This is a genomic window from Antrihabitans stalactiti (assembly GCF_012932915.1).
GTDB lineage: Bacteria > Actinomycetota > Actinomycetes > Mycobacteriales > Mycobacteriaceae > Antrihabitans > Antrihabitans stalactiti.
In genome coordinates this window covers 14,475-39,744 of sequence record NZ_VCQU01000011.1, presented here as the reverse complement: position 1 = coordinate 39,744, position 25,270 = coordinate 14,475, and the positions used below count along the sequence as shown (strand labels likewise).

At 63.5% G+C, this 25,270-nt stretch carries 22 protein-coding genes, 1 tRNA gene, 1 other RNA gene and 1 pseudogene; 15 read left to right on the top strand and 10 right to left on the bottom strand.

Annotated elements, in window-relative coordinates; genetic code table 11:
• The first annotated feature begins 8 nt into the window (after positions 1 to 8).
• The 4 genes and pseudogenes from FGL95_RS25920 to FGL95_RS33195 form a co-directional block, all read left to right on the top strand.
• Entirely contained in the window at positions 9 to 617 is a 609-nt protein-coding gene (locus FGL95_RS25920; protein ID WP_169592812.1) for an antirestriction protein ArdA, read from the top strand.
• 94 nt (positions 618 to 711) lie between these two features.
• Positions 712 to 1,098, top strand: a complete 387-nt coding sequence (locus FGL95_RS25915; RefSeq protein ID WP_169592809.1) for a helix-turn-helix domain-containing protein — start codon at positions 712 to 714, stop codon at positions 1,096 to 1,098.
• A gap of 90 nt (positions 1,099 to 1,188) precedes the next feature.
• Positions 1,189 to 1,845 carry an ImmA/IrrE family metallo-endopeptidase gene (locus tag FGL95_RS25910; RefSeq protein ID WP_169592807.1) on the top strand — a complete coding sequence of 219 codons (657 nt, stop codon included), beginning with the start codon at positions 1,189 to 1,191 and terminating at the stop codon, positions 1,843 to 1,845.
• Positions 1,842 to 3,089: pseudogene (locus FGL95_RS33195) on the top strand (recombinase family protein); the annotation flags it as partial. The gene FGL95_RS25910 and the pseudogene FGL95_RS33195, both read left to right, overlap by 4 nt.
• Positions 3,090 to 3,110: 21 nt before the next feature.
• Here FGL95_RS33195 and FGL95_RS25895 read toward each other — a convergent pair.
• Together FGL95_RS25895 and FGL95_RS25890 are read right to left on the bottom strand one after the other, a co-directional pair.
• Positions 3,111 to 3,728 carry a hypothetical protein gene (locus FGL95_RS25895; RefSeq protein ID WP_169592804.1) on the bottom strand — a complete coding sequence of 206 codons (618 nt, stop codon included), beginning with the start codon at positions 3,726 to 3,728 and terminating at the stop codon, positions 3,111 to 3,113.
• 58 nt (positions 3,729 to 3,786) lie between these two features.
• Positions 3,787 to 3,874: transfer RNA gene (locus FGL95_RS25890), tRNA-Ser, on the bottom strand.
• Between the two features lie 252 nt (positions 3,875 to 4,126).
• On the opposite strand from FGL95_RS25890, the gene ffs reads away from it, so the two are divergent.
• The 4 genes from ffs to FGL95_RS25870 all read left to right on the top strand — a co-directional run bounded on the left by ffs (position 4,127) and on the right by FGL95_RS25870 (position 6,798).
• Positions 4,127 to 4,221, top strand: an RNA gene (gene ffs / locus FGL95_RS25885) — signal recognition particle sRNA small type.
• Between the two features lie 76 nt (positions 4,222 to 4,297).
• Entirely contained in the window at positions 4,298 to 5,587 is a 1,290-nt protein-coding gene (locus FGL95_RS25880) for an aspartate aminotransferase type Ic (protein ID WP_169592802.1), read from the top strand.
• 15 nt (positions 5,588 to 5,602) lie between these two features.
• Entirely contained in the window at positions 5,603 to 6,178 is a 576-nt protein-coding gene (locus tag FGL95_RS25875; RefSeq protein ID WP_169592799.1) for an HhH-GPD-type base excision DNA repair protein, read from the top strand.
• Between the two features lie 14 nt (positions 6,179 to 6,192).
• A complete protein-coding gene (locus FGL95_RS25870; protein WP_169593132.1) occupies positions 6,193 to 6,798 on the top strand; it encodes an FHA domain-containing protein in 606 nt (201 codons plus the stop codon).
• Here the strand turns inward: FGL95_RS25870 and FGL95_RS25865 are convergent.
• The 4 genes from FGL95_RS25865 to FGL95_RS25850 all read right to left on the bottom strand — a co-directional run bounded on the left by FGL95_RS25865 (position 6,795) and on the right by FGL95_RS25850 (position 11,788).
• The gene (locus tag FGL95_RS25865) at positions 6,795 to 7,583 is read right to left on the bottom strand and encodes a thioesterase family protein (protein WP_169592796.1); all 789 of its coding nucleotides are present in this window, start codon (positions 7,581 to 7,583) and stop codon (positions 6,795 to 6,797) included. The genes FGL95_RS25870 and FGL95_RS25865 overlap by 4 nt on opposite strands.
• Complete coding sequence (locus FGL95_RS25860; protein WP_169592793.1) at positions 7,580 to 8,194, bottom strand: TetR/AcrR family transcriptional regulator; 615 nt, start codon at positions 8,192 to 8,194, stop codon at positions 7,580 to 7,582. The genes FGL95_RS25865 and FGL95_RS25860 overlap by 4 nt, the downstream gene beginning before the upstream one ends.
• The gene (locus tag FGL95_RS25855) at positions 8,191 to 10,431 is read right to left on the bottom strand and encodes an MMPL family transporter (protein ID WP_169592790.1); all 2,241 of its coding nucleotides are present in this window, start codon (positions 10,429 to 10,431) and stop codon (positions 8,191 to 8,193) included. Before FGL95_RS25855 ends, FGL95_RS25860 begins: the two co-directional genes overlap by 4 nt.
• Before the next feature lie 76 nt (positions 10,432 to 10,507).
• Positions 10,508 to 11,788 (bottom strand): ammonium transporter, encoded by a 1,281-nt coding sequence (locus FGL95_RS25850; RefSeq protein ID WP_169592788.1) that lies wholly within the window; start codon positions 11,786 to 11,788, stop codon positions 10,508 to 10,510.
• Between the two features lie 128 nt (positions 11,789 to 11,916).
• On the opposite strand from FGL95_RS25850, the gene FGL95_RS25845 reads away from it, so the two are divergent.
• Both FGL95_RS25845 and FGL95_RS25840 read left to right on the top strand, forming a co-directional pair.
• Entirely contained in the window at positions 11,917 to 12,141 is a 225-nt protein-coding gene (locus FGL95_RS25845; protein WP_169592785.1) for a hypothetical protein, read from the top strand.
• On the top strand, positions 12,138 to 13,328 hold the full coding sequence (locus FGL95_RS25840; protein ID WP_169592782.1) for a hypothetical protein: 1,191 nt from the start codon (positions 12,138 to 12,140) through the stop codon (positions 13,326 to 13,328). The genes FGL95_RS25845 and FGL95_RS25840 overlap by 4 nt, the downstream gene beginning before the upstream one ends.
• On the opposite strand, the gene FGL95_RS25835 is transcribed toward FGL95_RS25840, so the two are convergent.
• From FGL95_RS25835 to FGL95_RS25825, 3 genes are all read right to left on the bottom strand, one after another.
• Positions 13,305 to 15,116 carry a patatin-like phospholipase family protein gene (locus FGL95_RS25835; RefSeq protein WP_169592780.1) on the bottom strand — a complete coding sequence of 604 codons (1,812 nt, stop codon included), beginning with the start codon at positions 15,114 to 15,116 and terminating at the stop codon, positions 13,305 to 13,307. The two genes, FGL95_RS25840 and FGL95_RS25835, sit on opposite strands and share 24 nt — an antisense overlap.
• Before the next feature lie 60 nt (positions 15,117 to 15,176).
• The gene (locus tag FGL95_RS25830; RefSeq protein WP_169592777.1) at positions 15,177 to 16,265 is read right to left on the bottom strand and encodes a DUF2855 family protein; all 1,089 of its coding nucleotides are present in this window, start codon (positions 16,263 to 16,265) and stop codon (positions 15,177 to 15,179) included.
• A 110-nt stretch (positions 16,266 to 16,375) separates the two neighbouring features.
• Entirely contained in the window at positions 16,376 to 17,065 is a 690-nt protein-coding gene (locus tag FGL95_RS25825; protein ID WP_169592775.1) for an alpha/beta fold hydrolase, read from the bottom strand.
• A 279-nt stretch (positions 17,066 to 17,344) separates the two neighbouring features.
• Between FGL95_RS25825 and FGL95_RS25820 the strand changes: the two genes are divergently transcribed.
• The 3 genes from FGL95_RS25820 to FGL95_RS25810 all read left to right on the top strand — a co-directional run bounded on the left by FGL95_RS25820 (position 17,345) and on the right by FGL95_RS25810 (position 21,525).
• Positions 17,345 to 19,222, top strand: a complete 1,878-nt coding sequence (locus FGL95_RS25820) for an ArnT family glycosyltransferase (protein WP_338080024.1) — start codon at positions 17,345 to 17,347, stop codon at positions 19,220 to 19,222.
• Between the two features lie 58 nt (positions 19,223 to 19,280).
• Positions 19,281 to 21,296 (top strand): DNA polymerase III subunits gamma/tau, encoded by a 2,016-nt coding sequence (locus FGL95_RS25815; protein ID WP_169592773.1) that lies wholly within the window; start codon positions 19,281 to 19,283, stop codon positions 21,294 to 21,296.
• A gap of 61 nt (positions 21,297 to 21,357) precedes the next feature.
• Complete coding sequence (locus tag FGL95_RS25810) at positions 21,358 to 21,525, top strand: hypothetical protein (RefSeq protein WP_169592770.1); 168 nt, start codon at positions 21,358 to 21,360, stop codon at positions 21,523 to 21,525.
• A 17-nt stretch (positions 21,526 to 21,542) separates the two neighbouring features.
• Here FGL95_RS25810 and FGL95_RS25805 read toward each other — a convergent pair whose 3' ends face one another.
• Positions 21,543 to 21,749 carry a hypothetical protein gene (locus tag FGL95_RS25805; RefSeq protein ID WP_169592769.1) on the bottom strand — a complete coding sequence of 69 codons (207 nt, stop codon included), beginning with the start codon at positions 21,747 to 21,749 and terminating at the stop codon, positions 21,543 to 21,545.
• Between the two features lie 50 nt (positions 21,750 to 21,799).
• On the opposite strand from FGL95_RS25805, the gene FGL95_RS25800 reads away from it, so the two are divergent.
• Positions 21,800 to 23,014, top strand: coding sequence for an acetyl-CoA C-acetyltransferase (locus tag FGL95_RS25800; protein ID WP_169592766.1), 1,215 nt, complete (start codon positions 21,800 to 21,802; stop codon positions 23,012 to 23,014).
• A gap of 32 nt (positions 23,015 to 23,046) precedes the next feature.
• Entirely contained in the window at positions 23,047 to 25,206 is a 2,160-nt protein-coding gene (locus FGL95_RS25795) for a 3-hydroxyacyl-CoA dehydrogenase NAD-binding domain-containing protein (RefSeq protein ID WP_169592763.1), read from the top strand.
• Positions 25,207 to 25,270: the final 64 nt, after the last annotated feature.

Sequence of the window (25,270 nt, the reverse complement as noted above, 5' to 3'; positions counted from 1 at the left end):
CCACGACGATGGAGAGGAAACAATCACACGACAACGTTCAAAACAACACTGACACGACCGAAGCCAGTACGGAGCAGGAGGCTTCGCCTGCGACGAGGCCACACATCTATGTGGCGTCGCTGAGCGATTACAACGACGGGCGGCTGCATGGCGTCTGGATCGATCCGACGCTTGAGGTTGACGAGATCAACGACCAGATCGAACGCATGCTGCGTGTCTCGACGGACGAAGGAGCCGAAGAGTTCGCAGTCCACGACTATGTCGGCTTCGAATCGTTGCGGCTCCAGGAGTACGACACCATCGAGACTATCCACCGACTCGCTGTTGGTATCGAGCAACATGGCGATGCCTTCGCCACCTATGCCGAATGGGTCGGTACCGATCAGGCGACCACCGACGGCTTCGAAGACTGCTACTACGGCACGTACCAGTCTATGCGTGAGCTGGTTGAAGAATGGGCCGACAGCATGGGATGGACAGACGAGGTCACCAGGCTTGGCGACAAACTTGGCATCGCCCCGTTTCTGAAGATCGACTACGCGCTGCTGGAAGACGTGTTCCGGACAGAGTGGTATGTGGCGGAAACGAGCAGCGGCGTTCATTTGTTCACCTCGTGACCCCCTGAAACAAATGCCGTTGTCAATTCCACACGTGGTAGATATTGCCCCGACTCGCAATTCCTGCGAAAATAGAGACAAAGGAATTGAGAATATGGAACAGAATCTGGCACCCACACCACTATCCGAGCTACTGAAGCGTCTGCGCGATGAGCGTGGCCTATCGCTGTACGCGCTCGCGCAGGTTAGCGGCATCGACCGCGGCAACCTACGACGGATCGAGACGGGTGCCATTTCCAACCTCACACCTGCGACGATGCAGAAACTCGCCGACGCTTTGGAGGTCGATGTCGAGGATTTTTACGCCGCCCACTTCGAGACGACGGGCCAACCGCTGCCGAGCTTGCCGGTCTACTTCCGCACCAAACATCAATCCCTGAGCGACGAGCAAATAGCCGAAATTGATGCCTACGTCCGACGTATCGAGGAATCGCATCGTATGTCAGGAAATCTGGGGCCGAGGAACGGTGAAGACGAATAGCGAGAGCGGCGGAAACAGCGCGACGCGCAAACAATTAACTCATTACACATCTTAAAACAATTTCAACCAACCACCGGAAAGGAGGTCGTCATGACACCACAAAAACAACTCACACTTACCGAGGTACGTCGCATCCTGCCACGCCGCGCGCTCACCTACGACGAAGCCATCACCGTTGCCGAACACCAAGCCAACCGACTTGCGCAGGCGCTTGGCGCCGACCAGCGCTCGATTCAAGAGGCAGCGCTGACCAGCCTGACCCGCATGGAAATCGTGCGTTCCAGTTTCGAGTCAGACGACCACCACTCCGGCAGTAGCAGCTACCAAGCTGGTCGGTGGATCGTTCAACTCGACGCCTCTGAATCCGCTGCTCGGCAACGTTTTACGCTGGCACACGAACTGAAACACATCATCGATGCTGGCAGTGGGCGTGCTTACCGGCAGCTGACCGATCAGCAGATTGAGCGCGTCTGCGACCATTTCGCTGGGTGTCTCCTGATGAGCAAGCGTGCCGTATACCGCCTCTGGGGCGATGGGCTGCGGACACCGGAAGCCCTTGCCAGTGCCTGCCGAGTGTCGCTTACCGCCATGAAAGTTCGGCTGACGATCATGGGGCTACCGATCAACAGTGGGCCACGGCAACGGTTTTCGTGTCGGAGGGCCTACCGAACGGGCGCCTTATCAGATAGCCTGCGTACCTCCGAATCCGCCGTACATGGTGAGATAGCGCAAGGAGTTCCCGCATGACCCACCGCGATGATGGACTGCCCATTTACACCGAGGCTGAGCAAGGCGTCGCCGATGACCTGCGGGTGCCGTCCGAAGCTGGTCAGCGATCAGCGCAATCGGCTGCCATCTACGCCGGATCGCGCACCAGCTTGGTCGAGGGACTGCGCAGCGGCAGGTTCGACAGCGGGGTGGAACTGGTCACGCCGGAGATGTTGCGGCGGCGAGCCACGGTGGGGCGGGCCGGTATTTACCTCCGCGTCAGCACCGAAGAGCAGGCGCGGGTCGGTGGCGGAGCGGAGGGGTACTCGATTCCGTACCAACGCGAGGCAACCCGGCGCAAGGCCGCCGAATTGGGCTTGCCGGTTCTAGAGGAATATCCCGAACTTGGCTATACCGGCACAACCACCCGGCGTCCAGAATTCCAACGGCTGCTGCGCGATCTTGAGAGCGGCAAGATCAGCCATGTCATCGTTCACAAGCTCGACCGGCTGTCCAGATCGAAAAAGGCTGACTACGCCATCGACATGGCCATCGAGAATGCTGGAGCGCATATCGTGTCGGTCGCCGAGCATGTCGATGACACTCCCGCTGGCAAGCTCAACCTGCAGATGTATCGCGGCATGGCTCACTACTACTCAAATAATCTCGCTACCGAGGTCGTCAAGGGCCTGACCACCAAGCTCGACCAGGGCGGTACGCCAGGTCAGGCACCGCTCGGGTATCTGAACAAGCGCGAAATCCGTGGATCGGCTGACGTGCGCTGGGTTGAGGTCGATCCGGAACGCGGGCCGCTGATGCGCTGGGCGTTCGAGGAGTACGCCACTGGCGACTGGACGCTGTCATCGCTCGCCGACATTCTCGAAGCCAAGGGCCTGACGACCCGTGCCGGCCCCAAGCGGCCGAGCAAAACCCTCGGCATCGGCAGCCTGCATAAGCTGCTGACGAATCCGTATTTCGTCGGGATCATCGCGTACAAGGGCGTCTACCACCAGGGCAGCCAGGAACCGCTGGTCACGATGGATACCTGGCTACGTGTGCAAGATGTTCTGGCCGCGCACAACTTTGCTGGCGAAAAAGACCGGCGCCACCCGCACTACCTCAAGGGCTCGATCTGGTGCGGTGGCTGCGGCACCCGACTGGTGTACTCGCGCAACACCGGCAAAAGCGGTGGCACATACGAATACTTCTTCTGCATGGGGAAGAAGGATAGGAAGAACCCCTGTCCGCGGCGCTACGTCAAGCTGGCAGCGGTCGAAGCCGGAGTCATCGATTTCTACGGCTGTCTACAGCTCAGCCAAGAACGAGCCGACAAGATCAGGGCTGTGGTCCGAGAAGAACTGGCCAGCAGCCGGGATACGGCGGCTCGCGACATTGCTGGTGCCAAGCAGCAGAAGCAAAAGGTTGAGCGGGAACGGGCCAAGCTGCTTGAAGCCCACTACATCGGTGCCATCCCGCTCGACATGCTCAAGCGCGAAATGGATCGCCTGACCCGCGAACTGAACAATGCTGAGACGGCAGAGGCAGCCGCCAGGCTGTCGCTGACCGATCTTGACCAACAACTCGAACGAGCGCTGGACATTGCTCAGCACTGTGCCCGGCTGTACGAAGTGGCCAAACCACCCACCCGGCGCATGATGAACCAAGGCTTCTTCTCTCGGCTGTACATAGCTGAGGACGGCAGTGTTGAGGATGCTGAGCTGCAGGAACCGTTCGTGCAGCTGTTGGCTCGGGACGAACAGACCACAATTGAGGAGCGCAAGGCGCGGGTACGCCGAATTTTCGGTGAGGGTGTCGTTGACGTCGAGGAGACGACCGCAGCGACGCCGAGTGATGAGCCGGAAGAAGATTCCGTATCTGACCAGCGCAGACGGTCGCCGAGTGGCGTTCTGCTCAGCTTCCACCGGCACAAACAAACCCGACCCAAACTTTCGTTTAGGTCGGGTTCGAATGAACTACTTTTGGCGGAGGATAGGGGATTTGAACCCCTGAGGGCGTTAACCCAACCCGCGTTCCAGGCGAGCGCCATAGGCCACTAGGCGAATCCTCCGCCGGTGAGTCTACAGCAGCTACGCTGCGGTACTTTCCGGCTCCGGATCCGCCTAGTGGCCTGCGGCTCTGTGTTGAATGGGCGAATCCTCCGTCGAGGTCTACCGGCTCGACCGCCCGAACCGACAATCGTCACCCCGCACCCCGTTTTGTTCGCCGCAGATGCAATTGCGTCTGCGGGTTACAAATTGCCATGCGGCGTAGGCACCAACCACCCCTGCACAGGGCCGGACCGGGCCCCGCTACACTTTCAAACGGATCCCGCGCGGCGCGCATCCTGTGAACTCCCCCAGGGCCGGAAGGCAGCAAGGGTCAACGGGCTCTGCCGGGTGCGCGGGGTCCCTTTTATTCGCTGCGGTCGTCAGCAGGTCTCCAGGTAACGTGGCTACTCGAATCGTCCGCGCTGTCGAAAGGTCGCTCGAGGATGCCCACCCAGACTCAGTACGGTCTGATGAGCCCAGAAGAACTCGCCGCCGAGCACGATCGTCAGAAGGCGAACTATGCGCAGCTCAAGACGGAGAAGCTGACCCTCGACCTCACCCGCGGCAAGCCGTCGCCCGAGCAGCTGGACCTCTCGGCCGGGCTGCTCTCGCTGCCGGGTCCCGATGACTTCCGCGCCGCCGACGGCACCGATTGCCGCAACTACGGCGGACTGACGGGGATTGCGGAGATCCGCACCATCTTCGGTGAGCTGCTGGGTATTCCGGCATCGAACCTGCTTGCGGCGAACAACGCCAGCCTCGAGGTGATGCACGACAACATCGTGTACTCGCTCTTCTTCGGCAATGCCGATTCGGAGCGGCCCTGGGTTGCCGAGCCAGTTCGCAAGTTCTTGTGTCCGGCTCCCGGTTACGACCGACACTTCGCGATTACCGAATCGTTCGGCTTCGAGATGCTGACAATCCCCATGCGCCACGACGGACCCGACGTCCACGCGATCGAAGAGTTGGTTGCGACCGACCCAGCGATCAAAGGCTTGTGGGCGGTTCCGACGTACTCGAACCCGACCGGTGCGGTCTACTCCGAGGAAGTGGTGCGCGCGCTGGTATCGATGCCGACCGCTGCGCCTGATTTCCGCCTCTACTGGGACAACGCCTACGCGGTCCATCCGCTCGTCGAAGAAGTCGCCCCGGCGATCGACGTGCTGGGTCTCGCCGCGGCTGCGGGACACGCGAACCGGCCACTGGTGTTCGCGTCCACCTCGAAGATCACCTTCGCAGGCTCCGGCGTCAGCTTCTTCGGCGCATCGGATGCGAATCTGAAGTGGTACCAACAGCATTCGGGCAAACAGAGCATCGGCCCCGACAAGCTCAATCAGCTGCGGCACGCTCGCTTCTTCGGTGACGCTGACGGCGTCCGCGCGCACATGGCGAAGCATCGCGAGATCCTCGCACCGAAGTTCGCGCTGGTACGAGAGATCCTCGACGACCGCCTCGGCGCCTCGAAGGTCGCGTCCTGGACCGAGCCCAAAGGCGGCTACTTCATCAGTCTCGATGTGCTCGATGGGACGGCCACCCGGACCGTTGCGCTTGCCAAGGAGGCGGGGATTGCGTTGACGCCCGCCGGGTCGGCGTTCCCGTACGGCAAAGATCCTGACGATCGCAACATCCGGCTTGCCCCGAGCTTCCCATCGCTGGACCAACTCGCGAAGGCGATGGATGGAGTCGCGACGTGTGTGCTGGTCGCAGCGGCGGAGAAGCTTCTGAACACCTAATTTTGGGGAGACAATGTGACTGTGACGCTGAATCTGGTCGGCGACAAGGAAGCGGACGAGCTGCTCGCAGCTGATCCGCTGGCGCTGCTCATCGGCATGCTGCTGGACCAGCAGATTCCGATGGAGGTCGCGTTTCTCGGCCCGAAGAAGATCGCGGACCGCATGGGTGGCCTCGACGTGCACCGCATTGCCGAGACGGATGAAGACAAATTCGTCGCGCTGTGCACCACACCCCCTGCGGTGCACCGCTTTCCTGGGTCGATGGGCAAGCGGATCCACGCGCTCAGCCAGTACATCGTCGAGCACTACGACGGCAATACCGCGGCCATCTGGACCGAAGGGGATCCCGATGGGCGAGAGGTTCTGCGCCGGCTCAAGGCGCTGCCCGGCTACGGGGATCAGAAGGCGCGGATCTTCCTCGCCTTGCTGGGCAAGCAGATCGGCGTGCAGCCGACGGGATGGCGTGCGGCTGCGGGCGCGTATGGCGACGAGGGATCGAGTCGTTCGATAGCCGACGTCGTCGATGCCGAATCGCTGCTGCAGGTCCGGGCATTCAAAAAGGAAGCGAAAGCGGCGGCGAAAAAGGCGTGAGCACGCAACCGGGGATGACCCGCCTGCTGTACGCCGACGAACAAGGTTCGCGGCAGGAGGTTCTGCTGTCGCCGAACAAGCCCCGGCTCGTAGTCGGTCGGTCGCCGCGCGCGGACGTCTCGTTGTCATGGGACCCGGAAGTCTCGCAATTGCACGCGATTCTCGAATGGATCGGGCACTACTGGGTTGTCAACGACGACAACATGTCTCGCAACGGCACCTTCGTCAACGACGAGCGATTGACCGGCAGCCGCCGGTTGCATCAGGGCGACATGATCCGGGTGGGGACGACGACGATCGCCTTCGTCGGCACCCTGGGCATCGATGAAGGCGTCACGAACGACGGATCGAAACTTGGTGCACTGCAGCCGCTGACAAGTGCGGAGACGCGAGTATTGATCGCGATGTGCCGGCCCTACAAGAACAAAGCGGGCTTCGGCAATCCCGCATCGAATCAGCAGATCGCCGACGAACTGGGGGTCGGGATTGAAACCGTCAAAACCCATTTGCGTTCGCTGTTCGCCAAGTTCGGGGTCGACGATCTCCCGCAGAACCAGAAACGCGCCGGCCTGGTCGAACGCGCGATGCTGAGCGGAACGGTCAAACGCAGCGAGCTTTAGCGACGACCGAGCAGCAGGGCCTGCGTCGATCGCCCGATCGGACCGGTCTCGTCGAACAACGACGACTCCGCGAGACCGATCCCGTGCGGTTGCGGGTACGTCGCTGCATCGAGGCAAATCCACTCGCCGACTGGCATGCGATGCAGCGTGACCGTCAGGTCCGTGTTGATGAACAGATACTTCGACCAGTCGAGAACGGCGCTGACTCCGTTGCCGGAATCTGCAGCGGCAAGGGTGCGTTCGAGCGGGCTCGGTTCGAAGCCTTCGACGATGGGATGGCGGAGCCGAATCCAGCAGACCGCCGGACCTGGATCGTCGAACGAGCCGGAGACGAAGCGGTAGTCGATCGCGGTGTGGAATCCGACCGGCAAGTCCGACGGGAATGGGTGCGCTCGCGCCTGCTCGGGACCTGGTCTGTTGCCGACCGGCAGGAGCGACTCGTCGATGTCGAGTGGCGGTTCGGCCGTCTTGAACCGCCATGCATTCGCCTTCATCACCGGACCGCGGTCGCTGACCAGCTCGGCTTCGATCAGCTCGACGCTGCGACCCGGCCGTGTCACCCGTGCACGGACCTCCAGCGACGCGACCGGCACCGGACCGAGAATCTCCACGGCCACTCGCCCGACCTGGAAGCCCTCGCGGGGCTCGCAGCGCTCGATCGCATGCCCTAGCAGCGCTGACGGCGGACCCCCGTGCTGTGCATTCGGTGACCACGGACCTATCGTGAGGTCCGTCGATTCGAACCGCGCAGGATTGTCGGGATCGGGAATGTAGAACGCGCTCATCGATTCGCCCTTCCGAGGCAGGCAGTTTCGAGGACGCGACTCGCGGACTCGTCGAGATCACCCCATGGCAGGTATGGCTTCGCTATCTGCAGCGACGCGATGCCGTGGGCCACCGCCCACATCTCCAGAGCGATCTGGGTGGTGTCACCGGCGGCGAAGAAACCGTCGTCGATGCAGTCCTGCACGCTCGCGACGAAGTGGTTGAACGCGCTGGAGCCAAGCACCTCGTCTACCGCGCCTCCTGCGCACGCTGGTTGCATCGTCGCGAGTCGGTACTCCTCGGGGTGCGCGCGAGCGAACTGCACATACGCCAGGCCCTGCCGTTCGAGGCGACCGGCAGCGTCTGCGGCGGCCGCACCGGCCTTGACCAGCACGTCGCTGAGCTCCTCGAACAGCTCAGCCACCACGGCAGCGATCAGCTCGTCCTTGTCGGCGAAGTGCCGGTAGATCGAAGGCGGACTCACACCGACCACTTCGGCGACCGCACGGATCGATACGTCCTCCGCGCTGCCGGTGCGGGCGAGAAGGTCGCGAGTGGTCGCGAGAATTTCGGCACGGAGCTGATCGCCCGAACCCCGCGCGGCCCGTTGCCTGCGGATGCGCACCGTCATGTCTGGAGCTTCTCTTCGACGTGGGCAGGCTCTTCGTGAAGACCGATCCGCGAGTGCAATGCGACGAGCGGTTTGGGAGCCCACCAGTTGGCCCGGCCCATCAACTGCATCAATGCAGGCACCAAAACCATGCGAATCAAGGTGGCGTCGGCAAGGACCGTCAACGTGAGTCCGAGCCCGAACATCTGGATGAACGAGATCTTCGACGACACCATCGCGAAGAACACGATGGCCATCAATGCGGCTGCGGCCGTGATGATTCGACCGGTCCGGGCTACGCCGATGGCGACGGCATGGGTGTTGTCCGCTGCAGTTTTACCCGAGGCGAGCCATTCTTCTCGTACTCGGGATAGCAGGAAGACCTCGTAGTCCATCGACATTCCGAACGCGACGCAGAACATCAGGATGGGCATCGTGGCGACGAGGTATCCCGTCGCAGTGAAACCCAGCAGGCCGGACAAATGCCCTTCCTGGAAGATCCAGACCATCGCGCCGAACGCCGCCGTCAATGACAACGTGTTGAGCACAAGCGCCTTGAGGGGCAGGACGACGCTCCCGGTGAACAAGAACAGCAGGATGAAAGTTGTCAGCGCGATCAAGCCGAACGCCAGCAGCAGCTTCTCGCCGATGGCGTCGAGTCCGTCCTGGTTGATGGCGGCTGCACCCGTGAACAGCGCCGTACCTCCCGGGGCAGGTGTGGCGCGGAGGGCGTCGATCTGCGCCTCTCCAGCGCTCGAGAACGGCGCCACCTTGGTGCTGATGGTGAACTGGGCTGCGTCGTCGACTGCGAACCCCGGAATGGGTGGTGTCGGAACGAGATTCCCGTTGACGTACACGCCTGCGGCCGACACCACATTCGTGACACCGTCCACCTTCGACAACTGCTTCGCGTAGTCGCCCAATTCGGCTTTGTCGCCGTGGAAGTCCGGCAGGATCGCGGCGATGGTGGCGCCGATGTTCGCGGGGAAATCGGCTCTCAGCTCGTCGCCGACCTGTCGGCTCGATGCAGAAGGCTGGTTCACGCGGTCGTCCGGCAGACCGAACTTGACCGAGAGAAACGGCGCACCGAGGAGCAGGAGCACGACGATGACCGCGACGCCGACGATTGCCGCGCGGTGCGTCACACCGGTCACGAACCGGTACCAGAAGCTTTCCTCTGGAACGACCGACTCTTTCTGCGCGCGGCCGAACAGGCGCTTGACCGGGACACGGACGTCGAGTGAATTCACCCGCTGGCCGAGCAGAATCAATGCCGCAGGCAAGATCAGGATCGACGCCACGGCTGCCGTGCCGACGACGGCCAGACCGGCATAGGCGAACGATTTGAGGAAGTAGAGCGGGAACACAGCGAGTGCGGCGAGCGACAGCGCGACCGTCAAAGCCGAGAACACGACGGTTCGACCGGCTGTCTGGACCGCGCGGCGAACGGCTTGCTCAGGTTCGAGACCGCGGGCGAGTTCTTCCCGATACCTGCTCACGATGAACAGGCTGTAGTCGATGGCCAGCGCCAGCCCCATGGCGGTCACCATGTTGAGGGCGAATACCGACACGTCGGTCAACTCGGCAATGATCCGAAGGCTCGCCAAGGTTGTCACGATCGCGAAAAGGCCGATCATCAGCGGTAATGCGGCAGCGACCACGCTGCCGAACACCCAGATGAGCAGCAGGAGCGTCAGCGGTATGGCGATCGCTTCGGCGATCGCGAGGTCTTTGGTGATCTGGCTGTTGATCTGGTTGAACACCACGGTGAAGCCGCCCGCGCGCACTTCCACACCGTCGGTGGTCCCGCTGAGTTTCTCGGCGATCTCACCGCCGCGCTGCGGTGCGACGGTGTCGTCGCCTGCAACCCGTGCCGCAACAACTGCGCTTTTGCCGTCCTCGCTGCGCAGCGCTGACTTCACATTGTCCGGCAACGCCCAATAGGACTGGATCGCTGAGACGTCGGACTCGGTGGCGAGTTCGGCTGCGATTCGGTTGCCGACGTCGCGCGCAGCTTGGCTGTCCACGCCGTCCGGAGCGGTCACCATCAAGATGAGATTCGGCTCGCCACCATGGAATTTCTCAGCAAGAAGGTCGGTCGCCTGGGTCGATTCGGCATCGGGCGCGACGAACCCGCCTGCTTTCAGATGAGCTGCGACCGACGACCCGAACACGATCGACAACACCGCGATGAGAAGCGCAGCGGCGAGAACCCATTTTGGTCGGTGAATGGCGAGCGAGGCGATTCGGTTGAGCAAGGTGACCCCCGTTGTCGGCGCTGCTGCGCGAAGTTAACGGCGCTAGCGTAACGCTGTTAACCAACAATGGCCAACCCTAATGGGCGCCGAAGCCACCGGGGTTCGGACGCTTCGCCTGGTGCCCGTGCACGCCTTCGGAGTAGGCGGTCTCGGCATGCTGCGCGAAGTCGATGCCGGCGTTCTCGTCCTCGGCAGACACACGGAAGCCGATGGTCGCGTCGATGAGTTTGCCGATCCCGTACGACACAGCGAAGGCGTAAATCGCCACAACTGGGATGGCGACCAACTGCTTGCCGAGCTGCGCCAGTCCGCCACCGAACAGCAGGCCTTCCGGACCGCCGGTCATAACGTTCGCGGCGAGCAGTCCGATGAGGAAGACGCCCACGACACCGCCGACGAAGTGGACTCCGACCACGTCGAGCGAATCGTCGTAGCCGGCCTTGAACTTCCAGCCGACGGCGAACGAACACACGACACCGGCGGCCAGGCCGACGATGAGCGAGCCGAGCACTGTGATGTAGCCACACGACGGAGTGATGGCAACGAGTCCAGCCACGACACCCGATGCGGCACCGAACGTCGTCGGCCGACCGTCGCGGATCTGCTCGACCGCGAGCCAGCCGAGCATTCCCAGGCAGCCCGCGATCAGCGTGTTGAGGAAGATCGCCGCTGCCGTGCCGTTGGCGGCGAGAGCGGAACCGGCGTTGAAACCGAACCAGCCGAACCAGAGCAGCCCGACACCGAGCAGAACGAACGGCAGGTTGTGGGGTCGCATCGCTTCGGTCTTGAAACCGATGCGCGGTCCGAGGACGAGTGCAAGCGCGAGCGCCGAAGAGCCGGAGACGATTTCGACGACCAGGCCACCCGCGTAGTCGAGCGCGCCGAACTTTGCGAGCCAGCCACCCGTACCCCACACCCAATGCGCGACAGGGGAGTAGACCACGATCGCCCACACGGGAACGAAGATCATCCACGCCGAGAACTTCGCGCGATCGGCGATCGCACCGCTCACCAGCGCCGCGGTGATAATCGCGAACGTCAGCTGGAAGGTGGCGAACAAGAATTCAGGAACGGTGCCGTGCACGGTGTTCGGGTCGATCCCAGCCATGCCGAAGTGCGCGAGGTTGCCGACGAACCCGCCACCCGCGTCATCGGAGAACGCCATGCTGTAGCCGGCGAGCAGCCAGGCCACGGTCACGAGCGGGATCGAGATGAAGCTCATCATGATCATGTTGAGAACGCCGGTCGTGCGGACCATGCCGCCGTAGAAGATCGCCAGGCCCGGCGTCATCAACAGCACCAACGCCGTGCTCGCGAGCAGCCAAGCTGTCGCGGCGGGATCGATTGCCTCGGGCACGTAGGTCTCCTTCGCACGGCGGAAATGCTCGAACGAGAATAGAGGCTGCTCTCCTCGTGAGTCTTTTCGGAGTCCAGGGACTCCGAAAAGACTCACGACCAGGTGGGGCGCTGACTAGGCTTTCGCGGATGCGAGTCACGTCCATCAACCAGTTGGCGGTCACTTTGCGGCTGCCACCATCGAGCCTTGCCGAATTGCGTGACCTGAGCCTCGACGATGTTGCAAGGCTCACCGGACTGATCGATCAGGCCAAGGAAACTCATCGATCGCAGATGCAGCAGGCGATGGACAAGGCGATGGGCTTCCTGCCGGTCGGCCGGATCTACAAGTTTGCGACGCGAGGACGACGATGAGTCTGCTGGCAAGTCAGGCCGAGGTCATCAAGCTCGGTCGCGTGCTCGGCGTCGAGCCAGACGAACTCGAGTTCCTCGGGGGTGCTTCGGCAGAGTCGCTGCGAATGCTTCGAGAGTCCGTGACCGAACATTTGCTGGAGGAAGATCGCCCGTTCTTTCGTCGGCTGGCCCAGGTGTTCGAACACGTTCCGACCGTGCTCGCCGCGAAGATTGCCCGAGGCATCGACCCGATGGTGGTCGCAGGCGTCGCGGTGGAGATCCAGGCTCGGCGCGTGGTCACTCTCGGGCAACGACTGGCAACGCCGTTTCTTGCGGACGTCTGTATGCACCTGGATCCACGGCGTGCTCGCGATGCGATTCGGCTGTTCCCGGTCGATCTCGTCGTCGACGTTGCCTTGGAACTGGATTCGCGAGACGACCTGGTCACGATGAGCCGATTCGTCGACTATGTCTCCGACGACACGATGCTCGCGGTGGAAGAGGCGCTGCACGACGAAAGTCGTCTGCTGCGCGTTGCGTTCCTGATGGAGTCGAAGAACCGCGTAGACCACATCTTCAGAATGCTTCCGCCCGAACGAGTGCAACGCCTGCTCGTCCGCGTCCAGGAAGACCCCGAGGGATTGCTGTCGGGATTCCTCTCCTTGCTGATCCATGTCAGCTACGGCTTCAAGCGCGAACTCGGCGACATTCTCGCTGCCCAGGACGAGGAACTCATCGACGGCTACATCCGTGCTGTCGACCAGCGCGGACTGTGGTCGGATGTGCTGCCGGTCGTCGCCGCGATGTCGGATTCCTCGCGCGCCCGCGTCGTGAATTTGCCTGCGCTGCGCGAAAAGCACCTGCAAGCGAACATCCTGCGCACCGCAGAGGAAAGCGATCTGTGGGGCCAGGTCCTGCTTCTGATCACCATGATGGGCGAGGACAACCGCGCCGCCGTTGCGCGGATCATGGCGAACACGGTGACGCTCGACGCGGTCACCGATGCTGCGCTCATCGGCGAATATTGGGAAGTGCTGCTCGACCTCGTCGCGCGCATGCCCGACGACAAGCACCGCGAGTTCGCCGGAATCATCCGCGCGATCGGTGACGTCGACCATCACCTCTACGAGCGAATAGTCGCTCGCGCCGAGGTGCACGGCATTTCGATCACGAACGCAGCGACCTCACACGAGCCGGTCGCGCAGTAGCTCCAACTGTGCGCGCCCGTGCTCGTAACCGAGTTCGACCAGCGCGTCGAGACCCTTCCAATCGAAAATGCGGAAGTCTTGCACCGGCATCTTGACGTAGACGTCGGCGTTGCGCGCCGATGCCTCGACCGCGACCGCACTCGACAACATCGCCGTCCGGACCAGGATTTCAGGTAGCGACGGTGCTTTCGTCGCGCCCTTCCAGTTCAGCATCGCCTGCAGGTCGGGTTCGCCGAGACCGGCACCCGGCGCGAGCAGCGCGCCGTCGGTACTGACGTTGCAGGCGATGACGGCGCCACGTTCCAGTCCGCGCATCACGTCGATCGGCAGGTTGTCGACAACGCCACCGTCGCACAGCAACTCGCCGTCGAACGCGACCGGCGGCGCAACACCTGGGATTGCCATGCTCACCGCGAGCCAGCGGTACAGCTCACCGCGATCGGCGATTTTCGCCTGGCCGGTCGTGATGTTCGTGCCGACGCAGAAGAAGGTCCGACGAAGGTCCTCGATGGTCCGATCGCCGAAGATGTCGTGCAGCCGGCCCGCGAACCTTTGACCGCGGATCAACGAAGCGCGGGGGACCGCCCAGTCGTTGAGGTAGTTCACGCGAACGAAGGTCTCGCGCGCGATCTCGGTCATGTCCATGCTGTTGTATCCGCAGGCCACCAATGCCGCCATGAACGCGCCCATGCTCGTCCCGCCGGTGACATCGACGCGGATGCCCATGTCTTCGAGCGCACGGACCAGACCGATGTGCGCGAACCCGCGGGCGCCACCGCCGCCGAGGACGAGGGTGATGCCGCGGTTGGTGACCTGGCGCGCGAGGGAATCGAGTTCGGCCCGCTCCCACGGGTGGACGAAGTAATGCGCGCGGGCGCCGGTGACTTCTCGCCAGGCCATCGTGTGCGGCGACGAATCGCCTTCTGGGCGAAGCAAGACGAGCTCGACTGGGGCGACCATGCCGTGGCTGCGCAACTCCTCCAGCACCGGGACGGCTGCCGGGGTCGCGAGCGCCTCGGCGAGTACGAGAACACGGTCCGCGTTGTGTAGGCAGCGCGCCGCCCAGGGATCGCGGCCGGAGTCCGCCGCAAAGACCAGGTAGTGATGGGTGCGTTCGAGGTCGTCGAGCCAGTCGGCGATGCGGGCGGATGCTTCACCGTCGTCGAGTGGTGCGCGTGCCGTTCCCTCACCGAGCGCAGCGTCGACGTGCTGTGCAGTGATCAGCCGCGCCGATGGCCAGCCCGACAGCCGATTGACCATGGTCTCTGCCAACACCCGCACCGGCACGTCGGCAGTACTCGGAATGACGGCGAAGGTTCCCTTGACGCCCGACGCTGTCGATTTCGCTCGCGGACCCTGCCGAAGCCGCGTCAGCGCCACCTTCATCAGCGCCCGGTATCCCGTCGGGTGCTTGTCCATGAAGTCTCGGTAGATGTCGGCATCGATGCTCAGGATCACGCTGTCGCGGACCGCGCGCACCGTCGACGTGCGCGGCTCTTCGGTGAGAACGCCCATCTCACCGACGGTTTGGAGCCTGCCGATGTAGCCGACGAGAACCTCGTTGGAGGTGACGCGAAGGCGACCGTGCGTGACGACATAGATTCGGTCCGAAGGCTGTCCAGCGCTGTAGAGCGTGGCGCCACTCGTTAGCTCGATGACTGTGCCGAGTTCGACGAGTTTCTCGATGGTTTCGAGGTCGAGGCCCGCAAATTCGGGACACTCGGCGACCTGCGACGCGATGTGCTCATCCGATCGAGTGCGGGACTTCGGCATAGTCTGGCGCGTCATCCGCCGAGCGTAGCGGGAGGTTAGCCATTCGCGGTTGGAGTTGGGAAGGTCAACGGAGACTTATCCACTCAGCGTTGCGACGATGCCTGTCGAGGCGTCCGTATTGCCGTTTACTTGGTCGATCCACGCCTGCACGACCATGTCGGGTGTCGTTGCCAGCCGTACTTCGGTCGATTTCCCGTAGACCTCGGTGTACTCCGTCTGCGCTGTGCTGACGAGGCGGACGAACTCACCTCGCCCGAGTTCTTCCGCCCGCTTCACACCCTGTGAAGGGGCGAAGAACATCTGTGGAGTCGGTCCGGGAAGGTCCGCGCTACCGCTCCACCCGCCGGGGTTTTCCCAGTGGGTGCTGCCCACGATGAGGGAGAAGGCGAGGTCGGACTCGCAATGCCGATGCACCGACTCCCGGACCGCTGCACTTCCGGCAACGTCGACGAATACGACGGGCGTGGCGATGGACGCGGTGGTCAAGTCGTCGTAGGTCACGGTCTCGTCGTAGCCCGGGAGCCGCTCGACGAACTCGCGATTACGCACCGACGTCAGGCCGACGATCTGGGGGCGGTGCTCGTACTGAGCCAAGCACCACGCCGTCGCGGCGGCAGTCTTGCTGGATGCGCTCGACAGCAGCACGCTCGCTGCGTTGTGAAACCCTTCCTGCGCCAACGAATCTGCGATCAACCACGCCGTCCCGAACAGCGGGCGCAGCAAGGATTCGAGCTCTTCGCGCCGCGAATCTTCGGCACCGGCGGGCAAGTACGCGTTGTACAACGGCGGTAACGGCACGCGATGGGCGGTGGCGTCGATCAACCGGGAGCCCTTGCGTCCGGTCGGTTCGATCGTTGCGTGCGAAGACATCGGCCAGAAGCCGTACAGCCGGTCGCCTTCGTCGAGCAGCTCGGACCGTGACGCCACCACCTCCGCGAACCCCCACGCCGGGACGCGCCCCCAGGTGGAGTCCACCGGGAAGAACTTCCAATAGCCGAGCACATCGCCCGCAGTCGCATACGTGACGTTGTTGGCGGTAACGGCAAACCGCTGAATCCGCAGTACTGCCTGCCCGTCTCGCGGTTCATCGACAGTGACCTCACGCACTTCGCACACCCGCGGATCGTCGCGGCGGACGAGTAGATCGACACCGTTGATCGTCATACTCGGCACGCTACCGATCGACCATGACACCCAGGTATTCCCAACCGAACTGTCGTGAGTCTTTTAGGAGTCCAGGGACTCCTAAAAGACTCACGAGGGGTGGGGTGCGGTCAAAGGCGTGCTCCCACAGCGGCGACGTGTGCAGCGATCGCCGCCGCAATCGTGTCCGGGATGGTCTTCGGCAGGCTGTGGCCGCCCTCGGCGACGAGTTCGAGCTTCGAGTCCAGCAATTGTTCGTTCAGCAGCTGTGCGGTCGCCACGGGGACCACGCTGTCGGCTGGGTCGGCGATGATCAGGGTCGGCATGTCGATCGCATCGAGTCGGCCGAGCAACCGACCGAGCGACCGGACCAATTCGCGCTGCTCGAAAAGGAACGAACGCCACGGTGCACCCGGCAACATCGCGCACATGGCGATCGACGCGACCGGCCCGACGATCGGCGCCGCCAACAGGTAGTCCCACCATTTCAAGCAGCTCGGGCCGATGCTGGAGATCAGAACCAAGCCGCGGACCCGGTCAGGAGCCAGCGCCGCTGCGGCGAGCGCAACTCCGCCGCCGTAGGAATGCCCCACGACAATTGCATCGCGGATGCCGGCTTTGTCGAGTTCGCTGATCAACCAACGGGCGTTGCCGTCGATAGTGGCTGGTGGCAGCGGGTTCGCTCCGTATCCCGGCCGATCGAGGACGACGACGTCTACCTCGTCGGGCAATGCCGACGCGACAGCAGCCCAATCCGACACATCGCCAGGTTGGCCGTGCAGAAGTACGACGGCCGAGCGCTGCAGTAGCGAGGTAACCATGTCTGCCTCCTGTCCGGTCGAGACCCATTGGAGGCCAAGACTCATCCTTCGTCCTGATGCAACGCTGGACGGGACTTGAGAACTTCCCGTGAATACCCGTTTGCCACTCGCAGGAAACTGCCAGCTCGCGCACAGGTCCAGGTGCGCTCGCCGATAGAGGCTGTTCCGGTGACATCGACGATTGCTATTGAACCTACCGAGAGCTCCGCGCCGACCGACGGCCCCGTCCACAAGGCGGACGACCGACATTGGGGTCTGTCCAAGTCCAGGTGGGAGCGCGTGGGACTGATCGTCCTCCTGGTGGGTACCGCGGTCGCCTATTTGTGGAACATCACGATCAACGGAATGGGTAACCAGTTCTACGCGGGGGCCACCCAAGCCGGTGCGAAGGACTGGAAAGCCCTGCTCTTCGGTTCGCTCGACACCGGAAACTTCATCACCGTCGACAAACCGCCGGTCTCGCAGTGGGTGATGGGTCTGTCCGGTCAGCTCTTCGGTTTCAGTAGCGCGAGCATGCTCGTTCCGCAGGCTCTGATGGCCGTCGCTGCCGTCGCTTTGCTCTATGGAGCGGTCGCGCGGGTCAGTGGCCGGGGTGCAGGCTTGCTCGCAGGCTCGGCGTTGGCCCTGTTACCGGTAGCAGCCATGATGTTCCGCTTCAACAACCCAGACGCAGTCATGGTGTTGCTGATGATGGCAGGCGCGTATTGCACCATCCGATCATTGCAACGCGCGAGCGCGATGTGGATCGCACTTGCCGGTGTCGCACTCGGCTTTGCGTTCCTGGCGAAGATGCTCGAGGGTTTGATGGTGTTGCCCGCGCTCGGGTTGGCGTACCTCATCGTCGCGCCGACGTCGTTGCCGAAGCGGCTGCTGCATCTGGTCGGTGCACTCGGCGCGCTGCTCGTGTCGTCCGGCTGGTACGTCCTGCTGACCATCATGTGGCCTGAGTCGTCGCGCCCATTCATGGCTGGGTCGACGGACAACACCTTCATGAACCTGGTCCTGGGATATAACGGCTTTGCCCGAATACTCGGTCGTAACCACGGGGGCGGTCGCGGGCCGGGCAATCCTCAACAGCCCTTCGAGATGCCGGCCGGCTTCGAGTTGCCACGCGGTGGACACGGCGGATTCGGTGCGGAATCACACGGCCTGACCCGGTTGTTCGGCGGTGAGATCGGCTTCGAGATCAGCTGGCTTCTTCCTGCGGCACTGCTCGCGTTCGTGCTCGTGCTTGTCGCGCGCGGACGGCGGCCACGCACCGACCTGGTTCGTGGCGCGGCACTCGTTTTCGGCCTGTGGCTGATCGTCGACGGACTGGTGTTCAGTTACATGAACGGCAACATCCATGCCTACTACACGCTCGCGATCGGGCCAGCCATCGCGGGTTTGATCGGCATCGGCGTGCACGAGATGTGGACGATTCGCGACCGCGCGCTTGGCCGGTTCGGTTCGGCTGCAATCATTCTCGCGGCCGGTGTCTGGGGATTCGTCCTGCTGCACCGCAATGCGGACTGGTTCCCGTGGCTGCGCTGGGTCATTCTTGCTGTGGCGGTCGTTGCTGCGCTCGGCGTGGCACTCAGCTCGCTGAAAGCACTGCGTAGGTTCACTTCGACTCTCGTGATCGTCGGCGTCATCGCGGGATTCGGCGGCTCGTCGGCCTACGCGGTCGCGACGCTGGGCCAGCCACATACCGGCGGCAGCCCGAGCGTTGGGCCAGTTCGCAAAGATGACGACAATCGGGGAAACACGGCGATGGCCGCGATGTTCGGTGGGGGACCTGCCAATCCAGAACTCGATGCGTTGCTCTCTGCCACGCATACGACGTGGTCAGCGGCGATCGACCGATCTTCTCCTGCTGCGGGACTGGAGTTGTCGAGCAACACCGCCGTCATGGCCATCGGTGGGTTCTCGAACGACCCGACACCGACCCTCGACCAGTTCAAGGCCTACGTCAGCAACCGCCAAGTGACCTACTACATCGTGCAGAGCCGCGGCCAGGGTGACGACGAACGCGGGCCGCAGGCGGAGGACCCGGACGAGAGCGCTGCGCGGCAACGAACAGGTGGCCATGCTGACATTGCGGACTGGGTGGCTGCGAACTTCCCAACGAGCAAGGTCGGTAGTGCGACTGTGTACGACCTGACCAAGACGAAGTAGTCGGTCGCGATCACCAGCCAGGGGTACCGATGTCCGACGGCGCCGGTACCCTCGGCGCGTGGCCCTGTACCGGAAATATCGACCCGCGACTTTCGCTGAAGTTGTCGGGCAGGAGCACGTCACCGAGCCGCTGAGCACTGCCTTGGATGCTGGTCGCGTCAACCACGCGTACCTGTTTTCCGGGCCTCGCGGCTGCGGTAAAACGTCGTCGGCACGCATTCTCGCTCGGTCTCTGAACTGTGCCGAAGGGCCGACGTCGACGCCCTGCGGCGTCTGTGGGTCGTGCGTGGCGCTCGCACCCGGCGGTCCGGGCAATCTGGACGTGATCGAACTCGACGCGGCGAGCCACGGCGGCGTCGACGACACTCGTGAACTTCGCGACCGCGCGTTCTTCTCGCCGGCCGAATCGCGGTACCGAGTGTTCATCGTCGACGAGGCGCACATGGTCACGACGCAGGGTTTCAACGCGCTGCTGAAGATCGTCGAAGAGCCGCCAGAGCACCTCATCTTCATCTTCGCGACGACAGAGCCGGACAAGGTGCTGCCGACCATTCGGTCACGCACCCATCACTACCCGTTCCGGCTGCTTCCGCCGTTGACGATGAAGGGTCTGCTGCAACGCATCTGCGCCCAAGAGAATGTGCCGGTCGCGGATCCGGTGTATCCGCTGGTCATTCGCGCCGGCGGTGGTTCACCACGCGATTCGCTCAGCATCCTCGACCAACTCCTCGCCGGTGCGGGCGAGGAGGGCGTCACGTATGCGCGGGCGCTCGCGCTGCTCGGTGTCACCGAGATTGCGCTCATCGACGAAGCGGTCGACGCGCTCGCCGTGAGTGATGGCGGCGCACTGTTCGGTGCTGTCGACAAAGTGATGGAAGCGGGTCACGATCCGCGACGCTTCGCTGTCGACCTGCTCGAACGCATCCGCGACCTGATACTTCTGCGCGCCGTTCCCGACGCAGGTGAACGCGGTCTCGTGGACGCCCCGGTCGACGTGCTCGAACGGATGAAAGACGAAGCATCGCGGATCGGGCCGGCCACACTGACCAGGTACGCCGAGTTGCTCCATGCCGGTCTAACCGAGATGCGCGGTGCTACTGCTCCTCGCTTGCTGCTCGAAGTCATCTGCGCGCGCATGTTGCTGCCATCGGCGTCGGACGCGGAATCGGCCGTGCTGCAACGCATCGAGCGGTTGGAGCAGAACCCCGTCGCGAGGTCGGCGCCCGCAGCCTCGGCTCCCGCTCCCGCAACCGATGCGCCGGTGATTCGTCGACGCAGTGTCGAACGTGAAGAACCGCCCAAGCCTGCATCGACGCCAGTACAACCGCCGGCTCAGCAGGTTCAGCCTGTGCAGGAAAAGCCCGTGCCGCCGCGAGTTGTTGCCCGTCCCCGCGTCGAGCCGCCACCCGCCGAGCCGGTCGCGGCTGCGCCGCCCGCGCAACAGGTGCCGCCCCCTCCCGCGGCGCCTCCCGCGCCGGGTCGCCCCGATGCCGACGCGGTCCGCGCGGCGTGGGCGCAGGTCCGCGCCAAGGTTCGTGAGCGCAGCAAGATCGTCGAAGTGATGCTGTCCGGCGCGACTGTCGCCGAGGTGCGTGGCGAGTCGATCGTGCTCGCGCACGAATCACGTCCGCTTGCAGCGCGATTGGTCGAGCCACGCAACGCCGAAGTCATCAGGGATGCACTGCGTGCAGTGTTCGGCGTCGACTTCGAGGTGCTCAGTGCTGCCGGAGCAGGTCCGGCCGCTCCGGCGGCGAAGCCTGCCCGTAGCCAGCCGCAGCGGTCTGCGGCGCGTGAAGGGGGCGGTCCGCGTTACTCGCGGCCGAGCCAGGAGCGGAAGGGTCCGGCGCAGGCAGCTCCGCCGCCGCCCGAGGACGAGGTGCCGCTGCCCGACGGACCCGATTACCCGGACGATCCCGGTCCGCCGCCGGATCCGGCTGTCACCACGGCAGCGGAAGAAGAAGAGATGCTCGCCGCCGCGGTCCAACCGGTCGAGAACGCGGATCGCCGTGATCCCGACGACGTCGCCCTAGCGCTGCTGCAGGCCGAGTTGGGTGCCAAGCCGATCGACGGATAAGCCAGTGCGGCGGCCCAGCGGCCTCCATACTTGTTCCCAATCGACAGGCAAGGAAAGCGACATGATTTTCGGCATCGACGTGGTCGGGTTGATCCTCCCGGTCCTACTGCTACTTCCCGAGACGCTCATCGGTTTCGTTCCGCAGCTCTTCGGCGATCTCGGTGGCTGGGCGGGATGCATCGCGCAGCATGGTGCCGAGTCCCCGCTGTGCATGGGTGGGATCCAGTAAGTTAACCGGGGTTCGCATCATTTTGTGTTTTTCGGCACCCCGATTTCGCCTAAATCCCGGCTGCATCTATCGTAGATAGTGCTAACGCGCACCCTTTGGCTGTGGCGATGTTTATACAGCGTCAGGAAACTCTCGAGGTAGTGCGCGGTTTGCACGACAAAATGCGGGACCGCCTGCCAGCCTCTTACACGGCTTGCTTCGACAGAGCGGTCGAACAGGTTCATGAACGCACACCTGCGAACGCAGCTGTGTACATAGGAAGGAAATCGTCATCGTGACGACTGAGGCATACATCTACGAGGCCATTCGCACCCCGCGTGGCCGTGGCAAGAAGACCGGATCGCTGCATTCGGTGAAGCCGATCGACCTGGTAACCGGGTTGGTCCAGGAGCTTCGTGTCCGTTTCCCAGACCTCGATGAAGACCGAATTTCCGATCTCATTCTCGGCGTCGTCGCCCCGGTCGGCGACCAGGGTGCAGACATTGCGCGCACCGCCGTCCTCGCGGCCGGTCTGCCCGACACTGTCGGTGGATTCCAGCTCAACCGGTTCTGCGCTTCGGGCCTCGAAGCCGTGAACCTCGCTGCGCAGAAGGTACGGTCCGGCTTCGACGACCTCGTCATCGCAGGCGGCGTCGAGTCGATGTCCCGCGTTCCCATGGGCAGCGACGGCGGCGCATGGGCAATGGACCCGGCGACCAGCTACGACACCTACTTCGTCCCGCAGGGCGTCAGCGCTGACCTCATCGCCACGATCGAGGGCTTCAGCCGCGACGATGTCGACGCATACGCGGTCCGCTCGCAGGACCTCGCAGCGAAGGCAACCACCGGCGGCTACTTCGCCAAGTCCATCGTGCCGGTTCGCGACATCAACGGCCTTGTCGTTCTCGACAACGACGAGCACATGCGCCCGGGCACCACTGCCGAAGATCTCGCCAAGTTGAACCCGTCGTTCGCGGGTCTCGGCGAAATGGGCGGCTTCGACGCCGTGTCGCTGCAGAAGTACCACTTCGTCGAGAAGATCAACCACGTCCACCACGGTGGCAACAGCTCAGGCATCGTCGACGGCGCCGCCCTGCTGCTCATCGGCACCGAAGAAGCGGGTAAGGATTCCGGTCTGACGCCGCGTGCCCGCGTTGTTGCGACCGCCACCAGTGGCGCCGACTCGACCATCATGCTCACCGGTCCCACCCCGGCGGCGAAGAAGGTTCTCGCCAAGGCCGGCCTGACCCTCGACGACATCGACCTCGTCGAGATCAACGAGGCCTTCGCCTCCGTGGTCCTGAAGTTCCAGAAGGACCTCAACATCCCGGACGAGAAGCTCAACGTCAACGGCGGCGCCATCGCCATGGGCCACCCACTCGGTGCCACCGGCGCGATGATCACCGGCACCATGATCGACGAGCTCGAGCGCCGCAACGGCCGCTACGCGCTCATCACCCTTTGCATCGGTGGCGGCATGGGCGTTGCCACCATCATCGAGCGCGTCTGATACCGGCGAAGACCAACAGGAGACACAGAGCTGTGACCACGACTGAAACCAAGAACATCATCGGTTGGGACAAGGATGCCGACGGCATCGTCGTCCTCACCATCGACGATCCGGCACAGGGTGCCAACACCATGAACGAGGCCTACAAGACCTCGATGGCCGAGACCGTCGACCGCCTCGAAGCCGAGAAGGACGACATCACCGGTGTCGTCATCACCTCGGGCAAGAAGACCTTCTTCGCCGGCGGCGATCTGAAGAACATGATGAAGGTCGGGCCGGAAGACGGCCAGGCCCTGATGGACGAGCTGAACGCAATCAAGGGCCCGCTGCGCCGCCTGGAAACCCTCGGCAAGCCGGTCGTTGCAGCGATCAACGGTGCGGCCCTCGGCGGTGGCCTGGAAATCGCACTCGCGACTCACTACCGCATCGTCGCCGACGTCAAGGGTGTGCAGATCGGTCTGCCCGAGGTCTCGCTCGGCCTGCTCCCCGCAGGTGGCGGCGTTACCCGTACGGTCCGGATGCTCGGTATCCAGGGCGCCCTCATGGGCGTGCTGCTGCAGGGCCAGCGCAACAACCCGACCAAGGCCAAGGAAATCGGCCTCGTGAACGAGCTCGTCGGCTCGGTCGAGGAGCTGGTCCCGGCTGCGAAGGCATGGATCAAGGCCAATCCCGAAGGCGGAGTTCAGCCGTGGGACAAGAAGGGCTTCCGGATTCCCGGCGGCACCCCGTCCTCGCCTGCGTTCGCAGCCAACCTGCCTGCGTTCCCGGCCAACCTGCGTAAGCAGCTCAAGGGCACGAACATGCCGGCACCGCGTGCCATCATGGCCGCCGCCGTGGAGGGCTCGCAGGTCGACATCGACAACGCGTCGTTGATCGAGTCGCGCTACTTCATCTCGCTGCTGACCGGTCCGGTCGCGAAGAACATGATCCAGGCGTTCTTCTTCGACCTGCAGTCGATCAACAACGGTGGCTCACGCCCCGACGGCATCGAGAAGAAGCCGATCAAGAAGATCGGTGTTCTCGGCGCAGGCATGATGGGCGCGGGCATCGCCTACGTCTCGGCCAAGGCCGGTTACGACGTCGTCCTCAAGGACGTCACGATCGAAGCTGCCGAGCGCGGCAAGAACTACTCCGAGAAGATCGAGGCCAAGGCGCTTTCGCGTGGCAAGACCACCGAGGAGAAGTCGAAGGCTCTGCTCGACAAGATCACGCCGTCTGCCGATGCTGCCGATTTCGCGGGCGTCGACTTCGTGATCGAGGCCGTCTTCGAGAACACCGAGCTCAAGCACAAGGTGTTCCAGGAGATCGAGGACATCGTCGACGCCGACGCGCTGCTCGGCTCGAACACCTCGACCTTGCCGATCACCGGTCTCGCGAACGGTGTGAAGCGTCAGGAAGACTTCATCGGTATCCACTTCTTCTCGCCGGTCGACAAGATGCCACTGGTCGAGATCATCCGTGGTGAGAAGACCTCGGACGAGGCGCTGGCCCGCGTGTTCGACTACACGCTCGCCATCCGCAAGACGCCGATCGTCGTCAACGACAGCCGTGGCTTCTTCACCAGCCGCGTCATCGGCACCTTCATCAACGAGGCCATCGCGTTCCTGACCGAAGGCGTCGACCCGCAGACGATCGAGCAGGCGGGCATGCAGGCCGGTTACCCGGCCGCGCCGCTGCAGCTTGCCGACGAGCTGAACATGAAGCTCATGCAGAAGATCGCCAAGGAGACCCAGGAAGCCGCCGAAAAGGGCGACACCACCATGGGTCGCGAGCGGCACGCGGCCCAGGACGTCATCGATTACATGGTGTCCGAAGGTCGTCCGGGCCGTCTCGAAAAGGCCGGCTTCTACGAGTACGACGAGGACGGCAAGCGCACCGGCATCTGGCCCGGTCTGCGTGAGCACTTCAAGACCTCGACCGAGCTCTCGGTGCCGTTCCAGGATCTGATCGACCGGATGCTGTTCGCCGAAGCGATCGAGACGCAGAAGTGCTTCGACGAGGGTGTTCTGACCACCACCGCCGACGCGAACATCGGCTCGATCTTCGGCATCGGCTACCCGGCCTGGACCGGTGGCGTTCACCAGTTCATCGTCGGGTACCCCAACGGTGGCCAGGCGGCCTTCGTTGCTCGCGCCGACGAGCTTGCGGCGAAGTACGGCGATCGTTTCAAGGCGCCCGACAGCCTCCGCTGACCCTCGTGAGTCTTTTCGGAGTCCCTGGACTCCGAAAAGACTCACGACCTGGTTTATCCACAAT